At 68.4% G+C, this 24372-nt stretch carries 25 protein-coding genes and 1 CRISPR repeat array; of the genes, 9 read left to right on the top strand and 16 right to left on the bottom strand.

All coding sequences use genetic code 11. The features are described 5' to 3' along the window. Window positions 1–377 precede the first annotated feature (377 nt). The 7 genes from AB0M08_RS05395 (at window position 378) to cas2 (ending at window position 8024) form a co-directional block, all read left to right on the top strand. The gene (locus AB0M08_RS05395; RefSeq protein WP_364488784.1) at window positions 378–2618 is read left to right on the top strand and encodes a CRISPR-associated endonuclease Cas3''; all 2241 of its coding nucleotides are present in this window, start codon (window positions 378–380) and stop codon (window positions 2616–2618) included. Then, window positions 2615–3322 (top strand): type I-C CRISPR-associated protein Cas5c, encoded by a 708-nt coding sequence (gene cas5c / locus AB0M08_RS05390; protein WP_364488781.1) that lies wholly within the window; start codon window positions 2615–2617, stop codon window positions 3320–3322. The genes AB0M08_RS05395 and cas5c overlap by 4 nt, the downstream gene beginning before the upstream one ends. Next, entirely contained in the window at window positions 3322–5136 is a 1815-nt protein-coding gene (gene cas8c, locus AB0M08_RS05385; protein ID WP_364488778.1) for a type I-C CRISPR-associated protein Cas8c/Csd1, read from the top strand. The genes cas5c and cas8c overlap by 1 nt, the downstream gene beginning before the upstream one ends. Further along, window positions 5133–5999: a type I-C CRISPR-associated protein Cas7/Csd2 gene (gene cas7c / locus AB0M08_RS05380; protein ID WP_364488775.1), complete on the top strand. Its 867-nt coding sequence runs from the start codon at window positions 5133–5135 to the stop codon at window positions 5997–5999. The genes cas8c and cas7c overlap by 4 nt, the downstream gene beginning before the upstream one ends. Window positions 6000–6068: 69 nt before the next feature. Next, the gene (cas4, locus tag AB0M08_RS05375; RefSeq protein WP_364488772.1) at window positions 6069–6710 is read left to right on the top strand and encodes a CRISPR-associated protein Cas4; all 642 of its coding nucleotides are present in this window, start codon (window positions 6069–6071) and stop codon (window positions 6708–6710) included. After that, window positions 6703–7734, top strand: coding sequence for a type I-C CRISPR-associated endonuclease Cas1c (cas1c, locus tag AB0M08_RS05370; protein WP_364488770.1), 1032 nt, complete (start codon window positions 6703–6705; stop codon window positions 7732–7734). The genes cas4 and cas1c overlap by 8 nt, the downstream gene beginning before the upstream one ends. Then, window positions 7734–8024 (top strand): CRISPR-associated endonuclease Cas2, encoded by a 291-nt coding sequence (gene cas2 / locus AB0M08_RS05365; RefSeq protein WP_364488767.1) that lies wholly within the window; start codon window positions 7734–7736, stop codon window positions 8022–8024. The genes cas1c and cas2 overlap by 1 nt, the downstream gene beginning before the upstream one ends. 147 nt (window positions 8025–8171) lie before the next feature. Further along, window positions 8172–9525: a CRISPR direct-repeat array (repeat unit 21 nt; unit sequence GCCGTCGGCGAGGATCTCAAC). A 176-nt stretch (window positions 9526–9701) separates the two neighbouring features. Here the strand turns inward: cas2 and AB0M08_RS05360 are convergent. Continuing rightward, window positions 9702–9962, bottom strand: a complete 261-nt coding sequence (locus AB0M08_RS05360) for a helix-turn-helix transcriptional regulator (RefSeq protein ID WP_364488765.1) — start codon at window positions 9960–9962, stop codon at window positions 9702–9704. 184 nt (window positions 9963–10146) lie between these two features. Between AB0M08_RS05360 and map the strand changes: the two genes are divergently transcribed. Beyond that, on the top strand, window positions 10147–10923 hold the full coding sequence (gene map, locus AB0M08_RS05355; protein WP_364488762.1) for a type I methionyl aminopeptidase: 777 nt from the start codon (window positions 10147–10149) through the stop codon (window positions 10921–10923). 4 nt (window positions 10924–10927) lie between these two features. Here map and AB0M08_RS05350 read toward each other — a convergent pair whose 3' ends face one another. From AB0M08_RS05350 to AB0M08_RS05295, 12 genes are all read right to left on the bottom strand, one after another. Then, window positions 10928–11773, bottom strand: a complete 846-nt coding sequence (locus AB0M08_RS05350; RefSeq protein ID WP_364488759.1) for a hypothetical protein — start codon at window positions 11771–11773, stop codon at window positions 10928–10930. Window positions 11774–11802: 29 nt separating this feature from the next. Beyond that, window positions 11803–13179 (bottom strand): AAA family ATPase, encoded by a 1377-nt coding sequence (locus AB0M08_RS05345; protein ID WP_364488756.1) that lies wholly within the window; start codon window positions 13177–13179, stop codon window positions 11803–11805. A 66-nt stretch (window positions 13180–13245) separates the two neighbouring features. Then, window positions 13246–13677, bottom strand: coding sequence for a hypothetical protein (locus tag AB0M08_RS05340; protein WP_364488753.1), 432 nt, complete (start codon window positions 13675–13677; stop codon window positions 13246–13248). 255 nt (window positions 13678–13932) lie between these two features. Continuing rightward, on the bottom strand, window positions 13933–14676 hold the full coding sequence (locus tag AB0M08_RS05335) for an arylmalonate decarboxylase (protein WP_364488752.1): 744 nt from the start codon (window positions 14674–14676) through the stop codon (window positions 13933–13935). Next, window positions 14673–15329: a hypothetical protein gene (locus tag AB0M08_RS05330; RefSeq protein ID WP_364488750.1), complete on the bottom strand. Its 657-nt coding sequence runs from the start codon at window positions 15327–15329 to the stop codon at window positions 14673–14675. The genes AB0M08_RS05335 and AB0M08_RS05330 overlap by 4 nt, the downstream gene beginning before the upstream one ends. Next, window positions 15329–16090 carry an SDR family oxidoreductase gene (locus tag AB0M08_RS05325; RefSeq protein WP_364488747.1) on the bottom strand — a complete coding sequence of 254 codons (762 nt, stop codon included), beginning with the start codon at window positions 16088–16090 and terminating at the stop codon, window positions 15329–15331. Before AB0M08_RS05325 ends, AB0M08_RS05330 begins: the two co-directional genes overlap by 1 nt. Further along, on the bottom strand, window positions 16087–17007 hold the full coding sequence (locus tag AB0M08_RS05320; RefSeq protein ID WP_364488745.1) for a hypothetical protein: 921 nt from the start codon (window positions 17005–17007) through the stop codon (window positions 16087–16089). Before AB0M08_RS05320 ends, AB0M08_RS05325 begins: the two co-directional genes overlap by 4 nt. After that, window positions 17007–17696, bottom strand: coding sequence for a hypothetical protein (locus AB0M08_RS05315; protein ID WP_364488742.1), 690 nt, complete (start codon window positions 17694–17696; stop codon window positions 17007–17009). The genes AB0M08_RS05320 and AB0M08_RS05315 overlap by 1 nt, the downstream gene beginning before the upstream one ends. Then, window positions 17693–18883: an aromatic ring-hydroxylating dioxygenase subunit alpha gene (locus AB0M08_RS05310; RefSeq protein ID WP_364488739.1), complete on the bottom strand. Its 1191-nt coding sequence runs from the start codon at window positions 18881–18883 to the stop codon at window positions 17693–17695. Before AB0M08_RS05310 ends, AB0M08_RS05315 begins: the two co-directional genes overlap by 4 nt. A 5-nt stretch (window positions 18884–18888) precedes the next feature. Then, window positions 18889–19842 (bottom strand): dienelactone hydrolase family protein, encoded by a 954-nt coding sequence (locus AB0M08_RS05305; protein ID WP_364488736.1) that lies wholly within the window; start codon window positions 19840–19842, stop codon window positions 18889–18891. Beyond that, on the bottom strand, window positions 19839–20651 hold the full coding sequence (locus AB0M08_RS05300; RefSeq protein ID WP_364488733.1) for an oxidoreductase: 813 nt from the start codon (window positions 20649–20651) through the stop codon (window positions 19839–19841). Before AB0M08_RS05300 ends, AB0M08_RS05305 begins: the two co-directional genes overlap by 4 nt. Window positions 20652–20666: 15 nt before the next feature. Beyond that, window positions 20667–22271, bottom strand: coding sequence for a nitrilase-related carbon-nitrogen hydrolase (locus AB0M08_RS05295; protein WP_364488730.1), 1605 nt, complete (start codon window positions 22269–22271; stop codon window positions 20667–20669). A gap of 79 nt (window positions 22272–22350) precedes the next feature. Between AB0M08_RS05295 and AB0M08_RS05290 the strand changes: the two genes are divergently transcribed. Beyond that, window positions 22351–22632, top strand: coding sequence for a Dabb family protein (locus AB0M08_RS05290; protein WP_364488727.1), 282 nt, complete (start codon window positions 22351–22353; stop codon window positions 22630–22632). 75 nt (window positions 22633–22707) lie between these two features. Here the strand turns inward: AB0M08_RS05290 and AB0M08_RS05285 are convergent, their stop codons facing one another. The 3 genes from AB0M08_RS05285 to AB0M08_RS05275 all read right to left on the bottom strand — a co-directional run bounded on the left by AB0M08_RS05285 (window position 22708) and on the right by AB0M08_RS05275 (window position 24183). Next, window positions 22708–23109 carry a hypothetical protein gene (locus AB0M08_RS05285; protein ID WP_364488725.1) on the bottom strand — a complete coding sequence of 134 codons (402 nt, stop codon included), beginning with the start codon at window positions 23107–23109 and terminating at the stop codon, window positions 22708–22710. Window positions 23110–23268: 159 nt separating this feature from the next. After that, window positions 23269–23427: a hypothetical protein gene (locus tag AB0M08_RS05280; RefSeq protein WP_364488722.1), complete on the bottom strand. Its 159-nt coding sequence runs from the start codon at window positions 23425–23427 to the stop codon at window positions 23269–23271. Window positions 23428–23766: 339 nt separating this feature from the next. Continuing rightward, on the bottom strand, window positions 23767–24183 hold the full coding sequence (locus AB0M08_RS05275; RefSeq protein WP_364488720.1) for a hypothetical protein: 417 nt from the start codon (window positions 24181–24183) through the stop codon (window positions 23767–23769). Window positions 24184–24372 lie beyond the last annotated feature (189 nt).

The following is a 24372-nucleotide window of genomic DNA, read 5'->3' as shown; positions in this document are numbered from 1 at the left end:
GCCATCGTCGGCATCGCTACCGCCCTCCTCGTAGTGGCCGGGGGCGGAGGTCTTCCCCTCGCCGTCATCGGTGGTGGGGCGTTCGCCGCTGGTTCATTCACGGCCCTGCTTTCTACGCTTAATTATCTGAACAAATAGCGTGCGATGGCATCGCGTTCGCTGGTGGTCTCGGACAATCCGTGATCTAGGTCAAAACGCCGCGAGCGATCGACGCAAGTGTCAAGTGGGCGACAGATGTGGGTTCGGTCTGTGGTTCTTGTCGTACCCCTCTGCTTAGCTGCGTTCTGCCTTTGCGGCCCATCATGCGTCACGGGCCCTGCGGTGATCATTTGCCGGAGCGCGTTCTTCTCGGGCGAAAGCCGACTGGGAGGTAAGCCTTGTCGATCAACTGTCCACTGTGGGCACACACTCCTCCCCCGGGTGGAGGCGCGTGGCATGCACTCGATGCACACCTTCGAGGGACGGCGGAGTTGGGGCGCCGGTTCGCTGAGCCATTCGGCGGTGGTGAAATCACGTATTGGCTAGGGCGCCTTCATGATCTTGGAAAGGCGAGTCATGCGTGGCAACGGCGACTCGCGCTGGTCGTAGGGACGGGTGAGAGGGTCGGCATCGACCACAAGGTGGTCGGCGCCCGACTGGCGTTCGAACGGGGCCTGCGGGGTTTCGCCGTAGCAATCCTGGGCCACCATGGCGGCCTGGTCGACGTCCCGTCGTTGGGAAAGGAGTTCGCCAAAGGAGTCGCGGCCGACAACGCTGATGCGTTGCGGTCGTTGGCGACTCTGGTTCCGGATCTTCCTGATGATCTATCCGGAGCTGTGCCGCCGTCCTGGTTGCAGGACCCGCTGGCCGGCGAGTTGGGCGCACGGTTGTGCTTCAGCGCCCTCGTCGATGCCGATTTCCTGGACACTGAGGCGCACTTCCGGCAGTTGACGACGCCTCGGGTGGCGGTGGAGCCCGATTTCAAGCTGCTGGCGGAGCGATTCGAGGCCGCCCGGGTGCGGCGACTGAGCGGTCGCCGCGGTTCACCGGTCGACGTGCTGAGGGAACAGGTCTACGCCGACTGCGTCGCCGGTGCGGCATCGCCACCGGGGATCTTCCGGCTTCCGGCACCGACCGGAGCTGGTAAGACGTTGGCGGCTGCGGGGTTCGGGCTGAGGCATGCCGCGTTGCACGGTCATCGACGGGTGATCGTTGCAGTGCCGTTCCTGACCATCACGGAACAGAACGCGGCTGTCTACCGAGACCTGTTGGGCGACGACGGCCAGGTGGTCCTGGAGCATCACAGCGGTGTCGACTGGGATGCCGCCGGCCGGGGCCCGTGGGATCGGCTCGCCGCGGAGAATTGGGATGCGCCGTTCGTGGTGACCACCTTCGTGCGGCTCTTCGAATCGTTGTACGGGCGTAAGCCGTCGGCGATGCGACGGGTCCACCGCCTGGCCGGCGCGGTGATTATTCTCGATGAGATTCAGGCGTTGCCTCATGCGATGCTGGCGCCGATCCTGAGCGGTCTGAAACTGCTGGTGAAGCATTTCGGGACGACGGTGGTGCTGTCGTCGGCGACACAGCCGGACTTCTGGGCGCTTCGGGAGTTCGACGAACTCGACCCCGTCGACCTGGTGGAGAGCCCGAAGAGACTGGCATCGCAGCTGCGTCGGGTCCGGTTCGAGTGGCAGGTGGACCCGGAACCGTCGTTGGCGGACATCGCAGACCAGGCCGCGGCGCTGGATGCGGCACTGGTCGTGGTGAACACGACCGCGGACGCGGTAGCCGTCCATGGCTGCTGGCGTGATATGCCGAGCGGTCACGCATGGCATCTGTCGACCCGGATGTGCCCCCGGCATCGGCGGCGGGTGTTGGAGGCGGTACGGGCCCGGCTGGCAGCCGGGCAGCGGACGTTGCTGGTGTCGACACAGTTGATCGAGGCCGGGGTCGATCTCGATTATCCGGCGGTCTTCCGGGCGATGGCGCCGGTGGACTCGCTGTTACAGGCGGCGGGCCGGGCGAACCGGGACGGCCGGATGTCGGAGCCGGGCCGAGTGGTGATCTTCAGTCCAGCCGGCGGCGGGATGCCGCCGGGTTACCGGATCGCGGTTGATCAGACGCGGCTGCATTTCGGGCCGGACCGGAGACAGCCGGACGACCTGGACGCGCATCCGCTCTACTACCAGGGGCTGTACGACGCGTTGGCCTTGCAGGACCCGATGCATGTCGGACAGCGTATCCAGGACGCTCGTCGCCGATGGGAGTTCCAGACGGTCGCAAGTGGCCCGATGGACCCGCGTACGAAAGCTCGTGATCTTCGTCTGGCGTTTCGGATGATCACAGAATCCGGCGTCGCTGTGGTCACACCACAGGCCGCGGACGACAACGAGCAGCGCGAGGTCCGGGCGTTGATCGACGCGCTCCGCGGTGACATGCCGTCGGCAGCGGATTTCCGCCGGTTGCAGCCGTTCATCACCACGCTGCATCCGAGTCTGCTGCGGCGACCGGAAGTGCTCGCCCAATTGGATCCGATCAAGGGCGAGTCGGTTCTGGGGGGACTCGCCGAGTGGCGGGGCGGCTACGACGAGGCGACCGGTATCGACCTCGATCCGGCAGTAGAGGAGTTTCTGTTATGACAAGCCAGACCAGGGATACTTCGCCCGGTCTCGTGCTGCCTCGCGACAGCCACGGTGATCCGCCCGTGGTCGTGCAGGTGACCGGCGACGCGGCGCTGTTCTCCCGTCCGGAGTTGAAGGTGGAGCGGGTCAGCTATCCGGTGATGACGCCACCAGCGGCCGTCGGCGTACTGGAGGCGATCTTCTGGAAGCCGGAGATGCGTTTCCAGATCGCCGCGATCGAGGTGCTGCGTCCGATCCGGCAGTTCACGGTACGACGTAACGAGACCACCGACGTGGCGGCGTTGTCGGACGCGATCCGCGGTGGTCGCCGGGTCGATACAGCGGCGCACCGCGATCAGCGAAATGCGGTGTGCCTGCGCGACGTGGCCTACCGCATTCATGCGCACATTCACGTCAAACCGCATTCGGACCGGCCCGCAGCCGCCTACCGGGACCAGTTCCGCCGTCGAGTCCGACGCGGCGCCTGTTTCCAGCAGCCCTTTCTCGGTACACGGGAGTTCTCCGCAGACTTCGGCGATCCCGACGACACACCACGGCTGACCACCCTCAACGAAGAGGTCGGCATCATGCTGCACTCCATCCACCGCGGCGACGGTGGAAATGCTCGGATGCACTGGTTCGCGGCCAGTATCAAGCAGGGCGTGCTGTATGTCCCTGAGCACGGGATCGAGTTGGCGCTGCCGTCCGGTGGGGATGCCTGATGTTGCTGCAACGCCTCGTCGAGTACGCCGACGCCACTAGGGGAGAGGACGATGTCCCATCCTTCTATCAGCGGAAACCCGTGCGATGGCTGCTGGACATCGCCGCCGACGGTGTCCTGAAGGCCAAACCGACCGATCTTGCCGACGGTGACAACAGGTTCGGGCCACGCCGTCTGATACCGGCTATCACCCGCACCATGGGGATTGCACCCATGCTGGCGGTAGACAATGCCGAATACGTCCTGGGCTGGGCCTTCGAAGGATCGAATCCGACCCGGCTGCCGAAGCAGGCTGCCGCCTTCCGGCTGATGATCGAGCAATGGGCGGCTGCGGACCCGACCGGGCCGGGCACTGCGATCGCCGCGTTCTATCGCGATGGCCACCATCTGACGGTGAACCGCGACGACTTCCCCGCGTGGAGCCGCGGTGATCTGGTCGCCTTCCGGGTGGACCAGATCTGGGCCTGCGGTACGCCGTCGGCGATCACGTTCTGGGCGAAGGTCGCCGATGATCGCAAGGGCTCGGGGAACGCCGGGCTGTGCCTGGTCTGCCAACGGATCCAGCCGCTACTCAAGACCATTCCGCAGCAGATCCCCCGTCGGCTTCTGCCCGGCGCCAAGCAGAATGCCTCGCTGGTCAGCGTCAACGTGGCGGTACACGGCTACGAGTTGCAGAAGTTCCTCGGCCATACACCGATCTGCGCCGACTGCGCCCTCACGTTCATGGGCACACTGGAACGGCTACTGGACGACGAACGTCACAGTATGACGCTTCCCGGTCAGAACGCCCGCCTGCTCTGGTGGGTCACCGGTGGCTCCACGTTCAACCCGATGGGACCGTTGAACCAGCCGGACCCGGCGCACATCCGGGACCTATTAGCGGCCGCCGTCGATGGGTTCCAGCCCGAATCGGACGAGCTTTCCCGGTACTGCTCGGCGACGGTGGGCGGCAACGTCGCCCGAGTCGTCGTACGGGACTGGATAGAGATGCCGGTCCAGCAGGTGACGGTGAACCTGGCGCACTGGTTCACCGATCAGGAGATCGCCGATTCCTGGACCGGCGAACCCACCCACGTCAAACTCGTCGACCTCGCCCGTGCAAGCGGCCGTTGGCTGAACAACCGCGGACGTACCGGCGAGTGGGTCAAGTTCGGTGGTTCTGGCGAAGACCGGCCGGCCGGCATGTTCCACGCCCTGCTCCGCACAGCGCTACTGAACCGGCCGCTGCCTCCTGGCCTGTTCGCCCACCTGCTGCACCGGATCCGTACCGACGGACGGGTCGACAACGCCCGGGCCGCCCTGATCCGGCTCGCCCTGCGTCGTCCACCTCACCATAGAGAGGCCCTGATGCCCACCCTCGACATCGACACCCCGGACGCCGCTTACCACTGCGGCCGTGCCTTCGCCATCCTCGACGAACTGCAACGCGATGTCTTCCGCGTCGCCAACCAGCCCTTGAACACCAGCTTCGCCCAGCGATACCTCGGCCGGGCAATCATCAACCCCCGCGCCGCCCTGATCTCCGGGGAACGCACCTCCCAGGCCTGGCTCCGCAGGCTCGGCGGCCCGTTGCGCCGGCCCAGTTGGGCGGCCGCCTACCAGCAGCGCCTGGATGACGTGTACTCCCGGATCGCCGAGAGCGGTGGCTTTCCCGCCCAAGCGTTGCTCGTACAGCAGGGCACTTTCATCCTCGGCTACCACCAGCAGCGCGCCGCCATGCGCGCCGAACGCGCTGCGGCCGCCGCGGCCAAGAAGAACAACGGCAACCAGAACCCCTCACCTGGCACCGATGACCCGCAAGGAGACCTCGCATGAGCGCCGCCCACCTCGACCCCACCCGCCGACACGACGCCGTCCTGCTTTTCGAAGTGGTGGACGGTAACCCCAACGGCGACCCGGACGCGGGCAACCAGCCACGCACCGACGACGAGACCGGTCAGGGCCTGGTCACCGACGTGGCAGTCAAGCGCAAGATCCGCGACACGGTGTCGCTGTTACACGGGCACGACCCGCGCTACGGGATCTTCGTCGAAGCCGGACACGCCCTCAACACCCGCATCGAGGAAGCGCTCAAGGCCAACCCCGGCAAGAGCGACGAGGCCAAGGCCTGGCTGTGCGACCACTACTTCGATATCCGCATGTTCGGGGGCGTGCTGAGCACCGGCGCCGTCAAAGGTGGTGCCGGTCAGGTGCGCGGCCCCGTACAGATGACCTTCGCTCGCAGCATCGACGCTGTGTCGCCCAGCGACCACACCATCACCCGGATCACTCAGACCCGGCAGGAAGACGTCGATAGGGGCGAGAGCACCGAGATCGGTTCTAAATGGACCATTCCGTACGGCCTCTACCGCGCCCACCTGTTCTACTCCGCCTCCCGGGCCACCAAGACCGGGGTCAGTGAGCAGGACCTCGCCGCCCTCTGGCAGGCCATCACGGCGATGTTCGACCATGACCGCTCCGCCACCCGAGGCGAGATGGCTCTCTGCGGTCTCTACGTCTTCACCCACCCTGACGCCTTCGGCATCCAACCCGCCAAGGCCCTCACCAGCAGGCTCACCATTCAGCGCGACAACCCGGAGAAAGCCCCCCGAGCATTCACCGACTACCGGCGGGTCTGGGCTGATACGCCTCTGCCGGACGGTATCGAACTCACCAAGATCGTCGACCTCTGGCCGTGACGGGTCCGGTCTGCGCGGGGTACCCCACGGTACCCCGCAGACCGGCCACATAGCGAAAGGCGTACGTCAATGGCGTGGTGGCCTGACGGCGACAACGGCGCGTCCCGCATCCCGATCTCCGCACTCGAGCACTACGCCTACTGTCCACGCCAGGCCGCTCTCATCCACGTCGACGGCATATTCACCGACGATGTGAACACCGTGCGGGGACGCCTGGCCCACGAGCGCGTAGACCGCCCCGGCATCCGAGCCACCGCCACGCCGGGAACCCGCCAGCACTACGCGGTGCCGGTTTACAGCCGCATTCTCGGCCTGTACGGCCGCTGCGACGTCGTGGAGATCGGTCACGGCACGGCCGTACCGGTCGAACACAAGATCGGTGCCTACCGGGCCGGTGGCCCCGCCGACTTGCAAACGGCCGCCCAAGCGCTATGCCTACGCGAAACCCTCGACCTGCAAGTCCCGTACGCGCAGGTCTTCACCCACGCCGACCGGCGCCGCCACCGGGTCGAGATCACGCCGGACGTCCTCGACACGATCACCGGGATCGTCGCCGGACTCCGTACCGTCCTGGTGGCGCGGCAACTGCCCGTCCCGGTAGCCGACCGTCGCTGTCGCCGCTGCTCCCTGCTCGACGAGTGCCTGCCCCGCGCCCTGCACGACCCCGCCGACCTGTTCACCCCGCGGCCACTGGGAACCTGGGATGCCTGAGATCATCAAAAACACCCTGTACGTGATGACACCCGGCTCCAGCCTGCACTTGGAGAACGACGCCGTCCGAGTCTTCCACCCGGAGGCCGGCCCGAAACGGCTTCCGCTGATCCGCATCGACCACGTCGTGGCCTTCAGCGGGGTTACCGTCACCGACGACTTCCTGCACCGCTGCGCCGCCGACCAGCGTACCGTCACCTGGTTGTCTGGCAACGGCCGATTCCGCGCCCGGGTCATCGGTCCTCAAGCGGGCAATCCGCTGCTACGCGTCGCGCAACACGATGCGCTGCGGGACGAGGGCCGGCGCCTGGCCATCTGCCGCGTCATCGTCGCCGGGAAGCTGCAGAACACCCGACAACTGCTGCTCAAGGCCGCCGCCGACGCGTCCGGGACCCGTCAGCAGAGGCTGCGCGCTACCGCCAGAGCCATCGCCGTCGACCTGACCGGTCTGCCGGGCACCGACAACATCAACGTCATCCTCGGCATCGAGGGCCAGGCCGCGAAGCGGAACGTGGCCACGTGGCAGCACCTATTGGTCGATCATGCCGAAATCACCGCACCCACCCATCGGGTCAGCTGGCCACCCACCGATCCGGTCAACGCCGCCCTTTCCTTCGGGTACGGCATGTTGCGCGTCGCCGTGCACGGCGCAATCGAACACGTCGGCCTCGACCCCTACATCGGCTACCTGCACGGCATCCGACCCGGAAAGCCCGCTCTCGCTCTGGACCTGATGGAGGAGATGCGGCATCTGTTGGTCGATCGGCTCGTCTTCACCGCCATCAACCGCCGCCAGTTGCAGTCCACCCACTTCAGCGAGTATCCCGGTGGCGCCTGCGAGCTCAACGAAGACGGCCGACGAGTCTTCCTCACCCTGTGGAGCGAAAGCCGGTCCCGCACCTGGCCTCACCGGCAACTCGGCCGTGAGGTTCCGGCCGCGCTCCTGCCGATCCTGCAGGCCAGGCTTCTCGCCCGACACCTGCGCGGCGACGCCACCACCTACACCCCGTGGAACCCAGCCTGATGGAATACCTACTCACGTACGACGTCGACACCACCACGCCGGCCGGGCAACGCCGGCTACGCCGTGTCGCGAAGACCTGCGAGGGATACGGCATCCGCGTCCAGAAGTCCGTCTTCGAAGTGACCTGCACGCCGGCCCAGCTACCCGTACTCAAACAGAAACTGACCGACATCATCGACCGCGCCCTCGACGACATCCGGCTGTACCGTCTCACCCAGGGCACCCTGCAAACCGTGGAACGGTTAGGCCGAGCGGAACTCGCGCCCCATCACGGCGACCACATCCTCTAAAGTTGATCTAGGAACCCCAAGCTCGACCCGAATCCCCGGGAGGTTCCCGGCCAAAAATGACGGCAAACCGGACAGGAATGCGGCTTCGGGCATGGCGAATGCCCACCACCACACTGTTTCCCTTGTTCGCGAAGCCCAGCGCCGACAGTCCGCCGTCGGCGAGGATCTCAACAGGAAGAGCGGGTGCAGCGCGACGACCTCACCCACCCCAGCGCCGACAGTCCGCCGTCGGCGAGGATCTCAACCTGGCGACGGAACGGACCAAGCTGTCCGGGATCGCCACCAGCGCCGACAGTCCGCCGTCGGCGAGGATCTCAACCTGGCGACGGAACGGACCAAGCTGTCCGGGATCGCCACCAGCGCCGACAGTCCGCCGTCGGCGAGGATCTCAACACGTAGACCCGGCCCTCGGAGTTGTCGCCGAGGTCGACCAGCGCCGACAGTCCGCCGTCGGCGAGGATCTCAACCGGGACCGCACGAGCGCCCGGGCCACCGCCGACGCCGCCAGCGCCGACAGTCCGCCGTCGGCGAGGATCTCAACACCGACCGCCGCGGCCGCCGCTGGCGCCTCAGCCCAGCGCCGACAGTCCGCTGTCGGCGAGGATCTCAACATAGATCTCTCACGGGATCCAGCCAGTCCGATATGGACCAGTGCCGACAGTCCGCCGTCGGCGAGGATCTCAACTTCAGCCGTGCGTCGGAAGCCTTGCACGACATGTTCGACCAGCGCCGACAGTTCGCCGTCGGCGAGGATCTCAACCTCGGCTGGTTCGCCGCCATCGACGGCGAGACGTTCCCAGCGCCGACAGTCCGCCGTCGGCGAGGATCTCAACCGAACACCGGCGACCTGGGGGCGGATCTCGTCAACGGCCAGCGCCGGCAGTCCGCCGTCGGCGAGGATCTCAACAGCGGCCGAGAGGCAGCGTCGGTCACGCGCCCACAAGCCAGCGCCGACAGTCTGCCGTCGGCGAGGATCTCAACACCTGATCGGCCTGGTCGCCGGCATGGGTGTCGTGCACCAGCGCCGACGGTCCGCCGTCGGCGAGGATCTCAATGGCCAGCAGGCGTGGCCCGTCGCCGACGCAGGCATGACGGCCAGCGCCGACGGCCCGCTGTCGGCGAGGATCTCAACTTGGACCAGCCGCGCAACACCTTCCGGAACAGATCATCCTCGCCGACGGCTCGCCGTCGGCGAGGATCTCAACCGGGCGCTTGGTGAGGATCTGGTAGGTGTGCTGCGCCAGCGCCGACGGCCAGCCGTCGGCGAGGATCTCAACGGTCTGGAACAGCTCGGTTCCGACAGGGACCGTGTCCACTAGCGCCGACGGTCCGCCGTCGGCGAGGATCTCAACCTGTGCGGGCCCGAGCAGCGCGCGGACCGCGGCCTTGTCCAGCGTCGACGGTCCGCTGTCGGCGAGGATCTCAACGAGTTCGCGGGGTAGCCGCAGGACGGGGACGGCGAACCCGGCGCCGACGATCCGCCGTCGGCGAGGATCTCAACTTCCCAGGTCGTGCGGCATTTCGCCGAACGTTCAGGTGTCCAGGTCGACCTCGATGCACAGTTTCGCGGATCTTCACGTGTGCCGCGTGGTCCCGCTGGCCCGCCTCAGCCGTGGTGTCGTCGATGTTGGTCTGTTCGCGATGGTGGGTGAGTCGGCGTGTCGGTCGTGGTGGCTGTCATCGGCGAACGGGGGTGCCGGAGAGCCAGGCGTCGGCCAGGTCGGTCAGGGGGATGTCGAGGGCCTGGCTGAGGCAGACGACCGTACCGAAGGCGGGGGCGGGGAGGCGGCCAGCCTCGATCTTGCGGAGGGTCTCGGGGGAGATGCCGGCGGCCAGGGCGACCTCGATGAGGCTGCGGTCGGACCGCGCGACCCGGAGGGCGACGCCGAGGCGCTGGCCCGCGGCGATCTGTTCGGGGGTGAGCGGTTGGCGAACCATGGGTGCAGGATATCTCTCTGGCAACCCCACCGGGCGTGGTATAAAAATACCGGCATAAAAATACCGCGTTAGAGTGCGGGTTGGTGTCCGGTATTGATCCGGCGCCGGGTGTGCAGCGCGGTCGGTGGCCGGGTGGCATTGTGGCCGCGCCGGCGTCGGCGTGTGGCCGGAGAGGGAGGCTGTCGTGATCGAGCTCAAGTCCGCCGAGGAGATCGGGCGGATGGGGGTGGCGGGGCAGTTCGTCGGGGAGTTGCTCGCCGAGCTGAGCGGGGTCGCCGCGGTCGGCGTCAACCTGATGGAGATCGAGCGGCACGCGCGGAAGCGGATCAAGGAGCGCGGGGCGGAGTCGTGCTACTGGGACTACGCGCCGTCGTTCGGGCGCGGGCCGTTCCGTAACGTGCTCTGCCTCTCGGTCAACGACGCGGTCCTGCACGGGCTGCCGCGCGACTACGTGCTGCGCGACGGTGACCTGCTCAGCATCGACATGGCCGTCGGCATCGGTGGCTGGGTCGCCGACTCCGCGCTCTCGGTCGTCGTCGGCACCCCCGACCCGGACGACCTGAAGCTGATCGAGTGCACCGAGGTCGCCCTGGAGGCCGGCATCGCCGCCGCCCAGCCCGGCGGTCACCTCGGCGACATCTCGGCCGCGATCGGCGAGGTGGCCCGCGAGTACGGCTACGGCGTCAACAACGAGTTCGGCGGCCACGGCATCGGCCGCACCATGCACGAGTCCCCGCACGTGGCGAACAGCGGCCGGCCCCGCCGTGGCATGCGCCTCGACCCGGGGCTGACCATCGCGATCGAGCCCTGGTTCTGCCGCACCACCGACAAAATCAAGTTCGACGACGACGGCTGGACGATCCGCTCCGCGGACGGCTCCCGCACGGCCCACTCCGAGCACACGGTCGCCATCACCGCGTCCGGCCCGCAGGTGCTGACCCGTCGTCCGGCCGTCGCCTGAGGGGCTACCGCACAAGGAGAGCGAGGGCGCGATCCGCCTCCCGGGCGGCCTCGGCCGGGGCGTCGTGACAGAGCCGTAGGAAGTGCCGGGCACAGTCGGCGTGCGCGCCGCGATCGGAGCAGAGTACCTCCAGGTTCTTCCGCGCCCGCTCTCGTTGCTCCTCCTCGGACGCCCGCGATGACTCGAAGGCGAACCACACTCCGACGATGATCTGGGCGCGCTCGTGGAGGAGGTCCTCCCGTTCGGCCAGCTTCAGGAGCTCGATGGTGGCGAGCGCGCGCTGCCGGTCCGGCCCCGGAGCACCGGTCACCTGTGGCACCACGCCCCGGAAGTGAATGAGCCGCTCCGGATCGGTGTCCCCGGGGTCCGCCGGATTGATCAGAAAGGGTGATTCCGTCCGGAGCTCCGAGGGCTCACCGGTGTCGAGCCGGCGCGCCGCCCCGGTGGGAAACCAGCTGCTCTTGTAGATCGTGTTGCACGGCTTGCAGGCGACCAGGTAGTTCCGGACGTCGAACGCGAGCCGGAAGTAGCCGACCTTGCTCGCACCACCGACATCCGCCGGGTTCGTGCCTCCGGCCTTCCAGGACTTCACCTCGTTCTTCGGGCGGTAGTGCTCCATGTCCCACTCGATGCCGGCGTTGCCGAGCCGCCGTTCGCAGTAGCCGCACTTGCCCTTCTGCAGGTCGACGAAGGCCGCCTTGACCCTGGACCAGATGCCGTCCCGGTTCTTGAGATGCGCGCCGGCGGCGATGTTCTCCCGCGTGGCGGCCTCGGCCAGCGTCCACCAGGTCGGTGCGATCCGGTCGATGGCTGCTCGCAGGGCATCCCGGTCGACCGGAATCCGGATCACTGCTGGTCGCCGGCGAGCGCGCGGAGGTACTACCGGCGAGCCTCCTCGTCGCCCGCGACAGCGCGGCGGGCGAGGTCCGCGAGGTCCGCGGCGGCGTCCGGCGCGCGGGTCGAGCTGAGCTCGAAATAGGAGCTGAGGAGGACCTGTTCGGCGCTCAACCCGTGCACCTCGGCGTCCACCCGGTCGACGCCGGAGCCGCCGGAACCCGTCGGTTCGCGGGTCACCAGGATGTTCGCCGACTCGAGGGTTCCGGTCACCAGCGGACTGTGGGTGGTGAAGAGGAACTGGACGTTGTGGAAGACCCCGGCGACCGCCGGAACCACCAGGCGCTGCCAGGCGGGGTGCAGGAGTAGATCGATCTCGTCGACGAGGACGATGCCGCCCATGTCACGCAGTTTGACGTGCCGTGGGGTGACCGCGTGGATGTGGAAGAGCAGGTCACCCAGCCAACCTACGTACGACCGGAAGCCGTCGGAGAGCGCTCGGAAGGGGACGTAGGCGCCGCGCCGGGTGAAGATCGGATCGTCGCTCTCGAAGTCCCCGGTGAAGCGGACGCTCTCCGGCAGGAGTTCGCGAAGCAGGTCGTTGATCTCGTCCGCGCGGCGACGATCCACGCCCCGGAGCCACGAGCCGATCGGCGTCAATGACACGGTCTCGTCGAAGAGGCTGGAGACGCGCTGGAACCGGCGACGGCGACGGCCCTTCTCCAGCGAGGGGTCGATCCGGGACTCCTCCGCGACGTGCCGGTTGACGCCGTATCCGACCACGAAGAACGCCGGGCTCGACTCGCGGTAGATCGTGTCCCAGAACGGGCCGTTCGTGCGGGCCTCGGCGAGCTCGAAGTCGCCGCGGTGCGTGATGTCGACCCGGCTGCTCAGGGTGACGTCCTCCGACTCGCCGCCGAACGCGAACGTGCCGGTGACCGTGGCCTTCTCCTGCCCCTGCCGCACCAGCCGGAACGGCACGAACCCGGAGGCGTCGAGCACCGGCCCGAGCGCCGCCATCGCGGCCGCCTTGAGAATCGTCGACTTGCCGGACCCGTTGTCACCGAGCAGCAGATTGACGTTGGAGATCTTCGTCGTGCTCCCGTCGCCCGGATACCGGAACGTCACATCGACGGCCGAGAAACAGCGAAGGTTCAGGATCCGCAATCGCCGGAGATAGTAGTAGGGCGCGCCGGTCGGATCGCCGTCCAACGCGGGCGGCAACACATCGTCGTCGTCCGCGGTCGCATCGTCGTGTGCGGGGTTCTCCTGTTCCCACCTCAGCCGTTCCGTCGTGAGCTCCCGGCGGAAGCTGATCCTGCTCAGCAGACTCGCGAACCACGGCGTCACAACATTCGCCGTGATCGCAAAGGGGACGGCGAGCAGCACGCCGAGCAGGAGATTCAGGGCGCCGTCACTCATGACGACATCCCGCGAATCGAAGCAGGACTCACCCCCGCAGTCTAGGCTGCCGACACTGTGCCACGGTCATACGGCGGGCGCTTCGGCGCCTGCTTCCTCCCTGGTACGGCCGAGGCCCGCGAACACCCGGTCCCGGAGCACCGTCCACTGCTCGCGGCACCGGGCCGGCCCGTCGGCCGGAGGCCGGTGCGGCTCGCCGCCGACGACCGACTCGGTGGGGAAGAACTGGCCGGCGGTCAGGTCGATCTCGGTGCCGTCGGGGAGCCGGTTCCACCAGTGGTGGCCGACCTTGTCGTCGCCGACGAAGACCTCGCCCAGCATCAGATCGCCGCCGATCAGCTCCTGAACGACCAGGGCCGTCACCCCGCACTGGCCCCGCTCCGGGTTCGCGGGATGCCAGTGGGGGAGGTCGTGCGGGTCGCAGGTGTCCCGGCCCCAGGCGGCCCGGAGGATCGGCTCCAGCATGCCCACGGTCAGCGCGGTGTCGGTTCGTGTCATGCGGGCGACGCTAGGGTCTCGACCTGCGTGAGGGTCAATGGGTGCGCGGGGGTAGAGAAGATACGGCTGCCGGGTCTGCTGGAAAGCTCAGTACCGGATCAGCGTCCCCCGGTGATCCATGTCGGCGTCACTTTCTCTCCAGAGGACGTTAAAGATCATCCTCTAGCGTGCGCCGGTGACCGACCTCCTCGCCCTGACCTTCCAGACCCGCCTGCTGAGCGTCCTGCGCTCGCGAGGCGGGTCTCCCGACGACGGTCAGTGATCGCGGAGCAGGGAGCCCGCGCCGTACACCCTGTCCTGGATGCCGTTGTCGCGCAGGGCCATCCACCAGGTCGCGGCGTTGATGGCGATGACCGGCTTGCCGAGCCAGCGTTCGGCCTCGTCGGCGAGGCCGACCATGGACAGGTTGGTGCCGCACTGGACGATCGCGTCGACGTCCGGGCCGTCGACCGCGAGGATCGCCGCGCGCAGCTCCTCCTCGGTGACGTGGGCGATGGAGACCGCGGTCGGGCACTTCAGGCCCTCGATCGCGGTGACCTCGAAACCGATCTCGCCGAAGAAGCGGACCACGTTGGCGTCGCCGACCGGCTGGTAGGGGGTGACCACGCCGATCTTGCGGGCGCCGTAGAGGCCCAGGGCACGCTCGCACGCCTCGGCGCCGGTCGCCACCTCCAGGCCGGTGATCTCCTTGATCTGGGCGACGAACTCGCGGTTGCCCTCGACGCCGCCCCAGAACGTCTCCGCCGACATGCCCATCACCATGTAGCCGGGCTCGCAGGTGAGCACCCGCTCGCAGGCGGCACCGATCTCGCCGCGGATCTGGACCAGCAGGTTCTCGAAGTTGGCGTCGTCGGAGAGGTCCTGGTTGCGGATGTGGATCCGGGAGAAGTGCGCGGTCACCCCGGGCACGGTCATCCGATAGAAGTCCGGCTCGACGATGGTGTTGGTGGAGGGGGCGATCACGCCGAACTTGCGGCGCCACCCCAGGGCGTCGGTCATGCGATTGCCTTCGCTTCCGCTTCTTCTTCTCGGGTACGGCGGGACGCGCGCACGGTCAGCCAGGCCGCGACGAGCAGTGCGGCCTGCGCCGAGGTGTTGAGGGACTGTTCGAGCCACTGGTAGGCGAGGGTCTCGTGCTGCGGCGACTGGCGCAGCGGGACCAGCGAGGTGACCAGGACCAGGCCGAGGACGAAGAGGGAGATCGCCCACCATTGCTGGTACCGGCCCGCGACGACCGCGCCGAGGACGCTGACCGCGGTGACGCCGAAGGTGGCGACCACGAACATCGGGTGCAGGCTGCCCGCGGCGAGCGAGCCGGCGGCGCCGACGGCGTAGGCGACCGCGAACGGCCAGAAATGGGTTCGCGCCCCACGCCGGACGGCGACCGCGAGTGCCCAGGAGAGCAGCGCCGCGCCGGCCGCCATCAGCGGGAAGAGGGACTGCTCGAAGATCTTCCAGTCGCCGATGCCGGTCGCGTAGACGAGCTTCCAGACGCACTTGGAGACGCCGCCCGCGCCGATCAGGATCGCCCCGGCCAGCCCGGCGCGGCCCGCGAGCGGTGTCGGTGCGAGCCGGCCGAGCAGGGCGAACCCGGTCAGCCCGAGGAACGTGGGGACGAAGTCCTCCAGCGCGAGCACGATGGGGTAGTCCATCAGCCCTCCGCGAAGAGGTCGCGCTTCGCGAACGCCGCGGTGGCGAACCGGTAGGCGGCCTTGCGGTTGGTGAGCCAGGCGACCCGGCCACCGTTCCGGACGCCGGCCAGCACCCGGCGGGCCAGCCACGGGGTGACCGTCTCGACCCGGTCGGCGAGGATGTTGAAGATCTTCTTCGCCTTCGCCAGCTCCTCGGGCGCGTAGTCCCGGGTGAGCAGGTCGGTCACGACCATCCCGGGGGAGAGCAGTCCGACCCGGACCGGGGTGCCCGCCAGCTCCTTCGCCATCGCCGACGTCGCGTAGGTCAGGCCGCGCTTGGTCGCGCCGTACGGGGTCAGCCCGGGGACGATCTGGCCGTTGGAGCCGAGGCCCTCCATGTTCCAGAGCGCGCCGTGCCCCTGTGCCAGCATCGCATCGAGGACGACGGCGCTGGCGTGCAGCGTGCCGCGCAGGTTGAGGTCCACGATGGCGTCGATCTCGGCGGGGTCGAGCTCCCAGAGCTTCTTCCGCGCGTTGGCCATCCCGGCGTTGTTGACCCAGATGTCGACCCTGCCGTACTTGTCCACGGCGGCGTCCCACACCTTGCGGACGTCGGCCCGGCTGGTGACGTCCGCGGCGACGGCGATCGCGCCGAGCGGGACGTCGTCGCCGACGCTGCGCGCGCAGTACGCGACCGACGCGCCCTCGGCCAGGAACGCGTTGACCAGGCCCCGCCCGATCCCCCGGGTGCCACCGGTCACCACGACGACCTGCCCGGTCATGAGCTCCACTCCAGGACGCCGTGCAGCACGCCGTCCAGGTGCGCGCCCTCGAAGAGCTCGTAGACCACGGCGAGCCGTCCCCCTGCGGACATCCCCGGTGAAGCGTCGATGGCGAACTCCCGGGCCTTGATCTTCCAGACGTCGGTGAGGTGGACCGACTGGAACGACGCGCGACCGAATGCGATCGCGTTGCCCCAGGCCTCGGGGCCCTCGAAGAAGAGCCGGTTCCCGTCCCGCCGCGTCTCCACGGTGAACTCGCGGTCGAGTCCGGCGCCGTGCCAGCTCACTACTCGTCGCGTACGCAAAAGGTCGATGGGGTGAAGCGTGAGAGAGACGGTGACCGTGCCCCGCAGCTTCTGATCGGCGCCCCAGAGCTCCAGCTCGCCGGTGAACGCGCCGGATTCCTTGGTGGGCAGGATGTAGGGGACCGGGCCGTTCCGGGTCTCCGCCTCGATCAGGCCGTCCACGCGCGAAGGGACCCGGGTGTAGATGCCGTTGAAGCAGCCGACCACGGCCCAGCCCTGGTGGAGCACGGACGAGTAGACCTGGGTCTCGCCGTCGGGGAGGACCTGGTTCCAGGTGTTCAGGTCGACCTGCCAGCCGGGGCCGTAGTAGTGCGAGTCGACGAACCCGCCGTACGGCTGCCCGGTGCCGAAGAAGTCCGGACCGGTGTAGACCCGGTTGGCGTCCGAGTCGATCACGCCGAACGAGAAGGGCGCGCCGAGCCGGAACTGCCCGGCCAGGTGACCGCCGCCGATCAGCCCGCCGTCCATCCGGTAGGTGGTCACCCCGTCGGTGAAGTCCGAGGAGCGCCGGATCTCCTCGAAGCCGCACCAGGTGCCGGTGTCGTCGAAGAGCGACGGGCGGCCGTGCCACTCGCCGGCGATACGCCGCTGCCAGACGCTGGGCTCGGACATCAGTTGCTCACCAGTTCGCGCCGGACCGATTCGCTCTGCTCCTCGCCCAGGAGCCGGACGGTCTGCCCCCAGACCGGGTCGATCTGCGGGCTGAAGAGCAGTTCCCGGTGCGCTTTGTCTCGATTTTCCGCACTAAAAACTGACAAACCCTTATCGGCGAGTGCCGCCCAGTGGGTGAAATATCCGTCCACGGCGTCGTCGATGCCCTCGAAAGCCGCGGCCGTCGCCCGATTTACCAGCATCCAGGGCGACATGAGGGCATATTGCCGGGGCGACAGATGCGCCGGAGTCAGGCCCTCGCGCTCCCGGACCTCCTTGTAGAGCACGGTCAGCGGCTCGTAGACCTCGTCCAGGTAGGCGAGGGACGTGGCCAGGTCGATCCGGGGGATCAGGTCGAGGTGGAAGGCGTAGTTCTCGCCGTTCGCCACCGAGTCGACGGTGAAGTGCGGGACGCCGGAGTCCGGTGCCGTGAACGCGAAGATCATGTGGCTGTCCAGGCCGATGGGCGGGACGACCAGCGAGACGTTGACGACCTTGACGACCGGGCCGTCGCCGCGCCAGACCCGGATCCGCCCGACCGGGGCCGGGCTCATCGGCGAGGTCAGCGCCCGGTCCTCGGTCAGCGTCACCGGGAAGCGGGACAGCACCTTGTCGAGCGTGCTGTCGGAGAGTGCGGCGGGCAGGCTCACGGGGTCTCCTCAGGTGAAATCAGCCGGGACGCCGCCACGGTCGGGTGCTCGCCGCGCGCCTTGTGCACCCAGGCGCGGCCCAGTTCCGGGTTCTCCCGGCGGGCCGGCGAGGCGATCACGGTGGCCTTGCGGCGCGGCACGTCGCCGGTGATGAAGTCCTCCTCGTTCAGCAGCCAGCCCTTCTCGGCCAGCTCCTGACGGCGGCGGCGGTACTCGACCGCGATGATGTCGCTCTTGATGTGCAGCTCGGCGCCGAGGTCGAACGGGAGCAGTTCGGGCCGGACCTTGTCGACCACCGCGGCGTCCTCGTAGAAGATCCGCATCGTCCGGTTGACGGCGTCCTTGTTGGCCCACGTGCCGGTGAAGAAGGTGCGCAGCGCGACCCATTTGACCAGCGTGTGCGTCTCGTCGATCGGGATGTTGGTGTCGTAGATGACCATGTCGCCGATCGGCAGCCGAACGTGCAGCTTGATCATGTTGGGCAGCATCCAGCCGGCCGAGGTGGTGACCGGCGGTCGCTTCTTCAGGTCGTTGCCGACCAGCCGGCCGAACTTCCCCCAGATGCCGGAGGGCTTCGGCGGGTGCAGGTCGACGGTGGCGAACGCCGACCACTCGTCCGGGTGCTCCACCTCGTATTCGGGAACCTCGGGCATCTCCGGGTTGCCGAAGCGCCCGGCGTGCACGAACGGCGCGTGTGCGATGTCGCAGCCGTTCTCCAGGATCCGCTCGTAGTTGGCGTTCCAGAGGAATTCGCCGGTCACCACCCGGAACTTGCCGCCGTTCTCCACCAGGTCGTCGAACTCCGGCCACACCGGCATCGGTGGACGTTCCTCCTCGGGAAGATCACCGAGAAAGACCCAGACAAAACCATATTTCTCCCGTACGGGGTACGAGTCGACCCGCGCCTTCTTCGGGATGCCGCGCCCCGGCAGGTTCGCCGGGATCTTGCTGCACTGCCCGTCCGGCTCGTACTCCCAGCCGTGGTACGGGCAGACGATCCTGTCGTCCTTGAGCCAGCCGCCGGAGAGGGCCGCGCCCCGGTGCACGCAGAGGTCGCTGAGCGCGACGACCCGGCCCTGCTTGGGGGTGCGGTAGACGACCAGGTACTGCCCCAGCACCGTGAGCCGGGCGGGCGTGGTGGTGACCCGGTCGGAGAACTCCACCGCGTACCAGAAGTTCTTGAGCATGGCTGTTACCTCCGCCGGATCGCGGCGATGTCGGGGGATTGGAGGGCCTTGTCGAGCGCGGCGCCGTCCAGGCCGCGCAGGTGGAGGTCGAGGAACGCGGCGAGCAGGTCGGCGAGCGCCGCCCGGGTGACCTCGGGATCGGTGGTGGCCGGCTGGTCGAGGAAGGCGCGGGCGGCCGTCTCGTCGACCGGGTGCACGATGCCGAAGTGGTTCGCCCCGGCGAAGGTGACGTGCAGGTTCGCGCCGTCCCGGTCGGGCAGCGCCTCGTCGAAGGTCCGGGTGATCGGGCTGTGCTGCTCGGGTGATCCGTACCGGTCGGCCGACCCGTTGATCACGCCGTCGTTCTCGCCGGCCATCAGCAGCACCGGGGAGTCGACCTGGGCGGGCAGGACGGTGCCGGCGGGCCAGCCCAGCATGGTCGCGACCATGGTGTGCGTCCCGTAGGCCGCTACGGCCTTGACCGCGGGGAAGAACCTGGCGCTCTGCAGGATGACGGTGCCGCCTGCGGAATGGCCGATAAGTCCGACTTTATCCAGATCTATCAGGTTTTCCAGGGGGCCGGTCATCGAGGCCAGGGCATCCAGAACCGCCGGCACCGACGGCGTCGTGGGCCCGCTGCCGTAGGAGTCGGGCTTGGCCGCGTCGAGAGTCACACCGGGGGTGATGCCCTTGAGGCCGCCGAACAACTCACCCACCCAGTCGTAGGTGACCGCGATATAGCCGCGTGACGCCAGTTCGACCGCCAGCCAGCGGTAGGCCTCCTGACCCACGTTCACCCCGGAGACGATCAGCGCAACCGGGTACGGGGCCTGCGTCGCGTCGGCCGCGAAGACGCCGGAGAGCCGTTCCTCGTCCGTACCCGAAAAAATGGCCGGATAGAAGATGCGCAGGTGAGCGGTGTCGAAGGGGGCGGAAGCGCCCGGGATCGAGGCCGCCCACCAGATCGACCGGACGGTCATGCGGTCGCCCCCGGCCGGGGCAGCTCGCGGTCGCCGCCCCAGAGGGCCCGGACCAGCCTGTTCGTCGTCTCCTCGCCGAAGAACCGGACGCCCATCACGTTCGCCGGGTCCCGCTCGGCGATGTTCCGCCGGATCGTCAGGTCGGTCGCGGCGAGCGCGGCCTGTTCCTCCTCGGGAACGAGCGTGGCCTCGTCCACCCAGCGCAGCCAGCGGTCCACGTGGGCGTGCGCCTTCGCGGCGACGATCTGCAGGTTCCGCTCGCTGCGCTCGAACGAGTAGCAGTACGCGGTCGGCGAGAGGCTGGCCCGGATGAACCCGGCCCGGCTGACGAAGTACTCGAACTCGGGGTCGGCCCGCAGCGCCAGCCACTCCTCGTCGAGCGGCGCGTAGTACTTATCGAAGTACTCGCCGTCCTCGACCATGTTCACCCGCGGCACCGAGTCCAGGTAGAACCAGCCGCCCGGCCAGACCAGCAGCGCGATGCCCAGGTGCGGCACCTTCACCTGCGGGCCGAGCCAGCAGGTCAGGTGCAGGTTGGCGAAGCTCGCGCCGGGGTTGCCGATCCAGGAGTGGACCATCCAGTCCACCTCCGGGCCGGAGTACGCCTCCAGCGAGCCGCCCGGCCCGTCCGGGTAGGTCCCGTAGCTCTGCAGCTCCAGCGTGGACGGATCGCGGGTGGTCGGGAACCGGGCGTCGATCTTCGCCTTCAGGTCGGCGAGCAGCGTCCGGTAGAAGTCGAAGGTGTCGTGCACGTCGACTACGGGCGAGTTGTCGACCATGTCCTCAACGTGCTGCAGCGTCTCCGCCACGGGATATCCCCTTGTCTACTCGGTCAGGGCGCCGACGAGGCGCCATGGGCGGCCGTCGACGAGATCGGTCTGCCGCGACACCATCCGGTTCGCGGCCTGAGCGGGAGCGACGGTCGCGGCGCCGAGGGGGACGCCGGGCGGGACGTCGGTGCGGACCGGCGTGGAGATGCGGCCGGTGAACGGGCCCTGCCACGCGGTCCAGAGGGTGAAGTCGGGGCTCATCGCGAGGATCGCGGCGGCCTGGTCGAGCGGGGTGGCGACGACCACGTTGAGCCGGTTCTCGGCGGCCCGCTCGGGCAGCCCCAGCGCCAGCTCCCAGTCCTCCTGCGCCCGGTAGGGCACCGCGACCACGTCCACGTCCTCGAGCGCGGCGAGCCGGAAGGTCTCCGGGTAGAGCGCGTCGTCGCCGACCACGATCGCCAGCCGTCCCCAGGCCAGGTCGATCGGCACGATCCGCTTACCGGCCGGGGCCAGCCCGGCCACCCCCGCGCGGCGTGAGGGATGCAGCTGCGGCTGCCGCGCCTCGATGCCGTTCTTCGAGATCAGGATTCCCATGTGTACGCCGTCCCGCACGACCGTGGTGACCGCGTGCGCCCCGGTGCCGCCGAGCGCGTCCGCGAGCGCCTCGGGCGACCCGGCGAGCTCGGGGAGCACGACCAGCCGGGCGCCGCCGAGCACCGCGTCCCGGACCCGCCCGACGCCGCGGACCACCGCGACCGGCAGTGCGCCGTCGCCCGGCGCACGGCGGCGGCCGGTGGGCGGCCCGGCGATCGGGCCGTACAGCTCGGGACGGCGGGTGGCGAGGATGTCGGTGCCGTCCGGGCGGTGCTTGGTGTCGGCCGCCTCGGGCTGGATGTCGGCGACGATCACGTGCTCGCCGGTGCGCGGGGCCTTGGCGACCACGGTGCCGTCCGGAGCGACGATCTGGCTCTCGCCGGCGCCGTGCAGCCACTCCGGCGGGACACCGAGGCGCTCGGCGATCGCCGGGAGCTGGTCGCGGGGGAGCAGCGGGCCGACCTTGTTCGCGGCCACCACCCAGACCTTGTTCTCCGCGGCGCGGACCGGGATGTGCAGGTCGGCCTCGTCCAGCGCGAAGCTGTTCAGGCTGTTCAGCAGGACCTGGGCGCCGCGCAGCGCGAGACCGCGGGCCACCTCGTTGATCACGCCCTCCATGCAGGCGTACATGCCGAGGCGGCCGAGCGGGGTGTCGAGCACCGGGCCGACCGTGTCGGCCGGCTCCAGGAAGTCGTTCTCGGCGCCCATCAGGGTCTGCTTGTCGCACTGTCCGACGACCCGGCCGTCCGGATCGAACAGCAGGTTGGTGCCGCCGGTGCGCCCGCCGGGGTACGCATGGGTGACGTTGATCTTCACCCAGATCCGGTGCCGCCGGGCGTGGGCGGCGATCGCGGTCAGGAAGTCGTCGTCGGGCCTGGTGGCCAGCTCGTGCGCCTGCGTGCGCGAGGAGTACCAGGAGAGGTGGTTACAGAATTCCGGCAGGACGATGAGCTGAGCGCGCTGTGCCGCCGCGGCGTCGATGACGCGCAGGCAGGCGGCGAGGTTCTCGGTCACGTCCTGGCCGGCCTCGATCTGGGCGGCGGCGACGCGTACTACCCCGGGCATCGGTTCCCCCTAGCGAAACGGCGTTTCCCAAAACTACACTCGGGTGCCACATTCGCAATAGGGGTTTCGGAGGATCGCAGTGCTGGTGCATGTCGTCCTGATGAAGTTTTCCGATGCCGGGGATGCTGCCAAGGCCAGGTTGCGTTTGGAAGAACTCGCCGATGTCGTTCCGGCGATCCGGTCGATGGAGGTCCGCACCGACGAACTGGCGACCGAGGTGTCCTGGCATCTCCACATGCGCACCACCCACCACGACGCCGGCGACCTGCTCGCCTACCAGTCCCACCCGGCGCACCGGGAGTTCGGCGTCTGGGTCCGCCCCCTGCTGGCCTCCCGTGCCGTCGTCGACTGGACCGCGTAGTCGTCCACCCCGGAAACGCCGAAGCTCGCTGCCGCGTATCCAGCGGCAACGAGCTTCGAGGTGGCGGTGCGGGGTTCAGGAACCGGCGTCGCAGAGCGCGGGGATGTAGACCCAGTCGCAGGTGTTGCCCATGAGCGGATTCTTGCCCGGCTTCCGGGGTTCCTCCCGGGGTTGCTCCTGAGGTTCCCGGCCGGGCCTCGGTTCGGGCTTGGCCGCGGGCTCCTCCGTGGTCACGTAGAGGCTCCAGATCTCATTGCCGTTCTCGTCAACGGATCTCTTGCAGCGGAACGCGACCCAGTCGCTGTTGTCCTTGCCCAACCTTCCGGAGCGCACGCATTCCGGTTTGGTGAAGTACGAGCTGTCGAACTCGTCAGTGGCCGGGTTCGGCGCCTGGGTGCCGGCGGGTGCCGCCTGGACCGGGGCGGCCGGCATCGCGCCGATCGCGATCCCGGCGCCGGCCGAGAGGATAGCAGACAAAGTTTTCATGTCAGACCTTTCGGTAGAAATTCCTACCCGTGAGCTGACCACGTCCCGTTCTTGATCGACGATCGAACCACGGCGCACGGTACCTTCGTCGGAATCGCCCGCCTTAACGACCATTCTTATCCTGAAAAAGGTTGGCAATTCTGACTTCGGTCATGGCTGGCGGCGGAGGTGCGGTACAAGGCCGCGGCAGTCACCCGCCACCTTGCCGGACTCGCGGGCCAGCAGGACGGCCGGCTCCGGGCTCGCGCTCTCGATCGCGCCGGCCGCCCAGGTCAGTGCGGCCAGCCGCCGGGTCACCGTCCGGCTCACCGGTCACCGTCGTGGCTGGTGGTCAGGGGTGTCTCGGCGGGCTTGAGTGACCTCTGGGTGCCAGCTTTCCCGGCGTGGCTGGCGTTCACGGGTCTCTCGGAGCGCCTGAGACACCCCGGATCGCCAGCCGGACCGGCCGGGGCACCCCGGACCGCGAGGTCACCGCCCGCGGGGTGCCGCCCGGCCGGTCCCCGAACGAACCCTGGCGGGGAGTTCGGCGCCTGGCTCCGTCCCTGCTGGCCTCCCGCGCCGTCGTCGACTGAACCGAATGACCGGAGAAAGCAAGAACTCGTCGCCGCGGAGTCCACGGCGACGAGTTCGGGGGTGCTGTCCTGCTAATTAGCGCGGCGCAGCACGGGATGCGACCTTCGGTGGCTGTGCCGTGCGGGTCTTGACGAGCTGTGAGACTCGTCCGCGCGATACACCCATCACTGTGGCCGTATCGCTGACTGACAGACCTCTCTTGCGTAGGTCTACAGCGACCAACCGAGCTTGTTGGGCAGCCGCGCGCTGCGCGGCTTCGGCGGCGCGGCTTCGTTCCTTTGCCTCGCGCACGTTCTCCTCGAGGCCGCCCAGGTCGGGGTTTATGTTCACTACGGTGTCGCTGACGTCCAGACCGAGCAGGGTTTCCAGGTAGTCACGAACCTGACGCTCAGCCTTGTCAAGGGTGCGCACCTGAGTGACCCCGACTTGATCGATGTGGAGCTCCCAGCCTCCCGCCCAGTGCCTGGCCCGCACCTCGTAGGTTTTTGTCACTGCAACCATCCTTTTGGCAGGCAACTGAGCTTCTTAATGATGTCCCCGACCACCCCGGGTGACACCATTCCTCCCTGCGTCACGACCGCGATGTGCTGGCCGCAGGGGCAGAACCACTTTTCGTGGTCGCCCTTGCCTTGTCGGGATGTGCAGCGTTGGGCGAGCAGTGCGGCTTTGACGACTCGGTAC

Origin of the sequence: Actinoplanes sp. NPDC051851, assembly GCF_040681165.1 — a bacterium.
GTDB lineage: Bacteria > Actinomycetota > Actinomycetes > Mycobacteriales > Micromonosporaceae > Actinoplanes.
The sequence above is the reverse complement of the archived record's forward strand: the minus strand, read 5'-3'. Positions and strand labels throughout refer to the sequence as shown.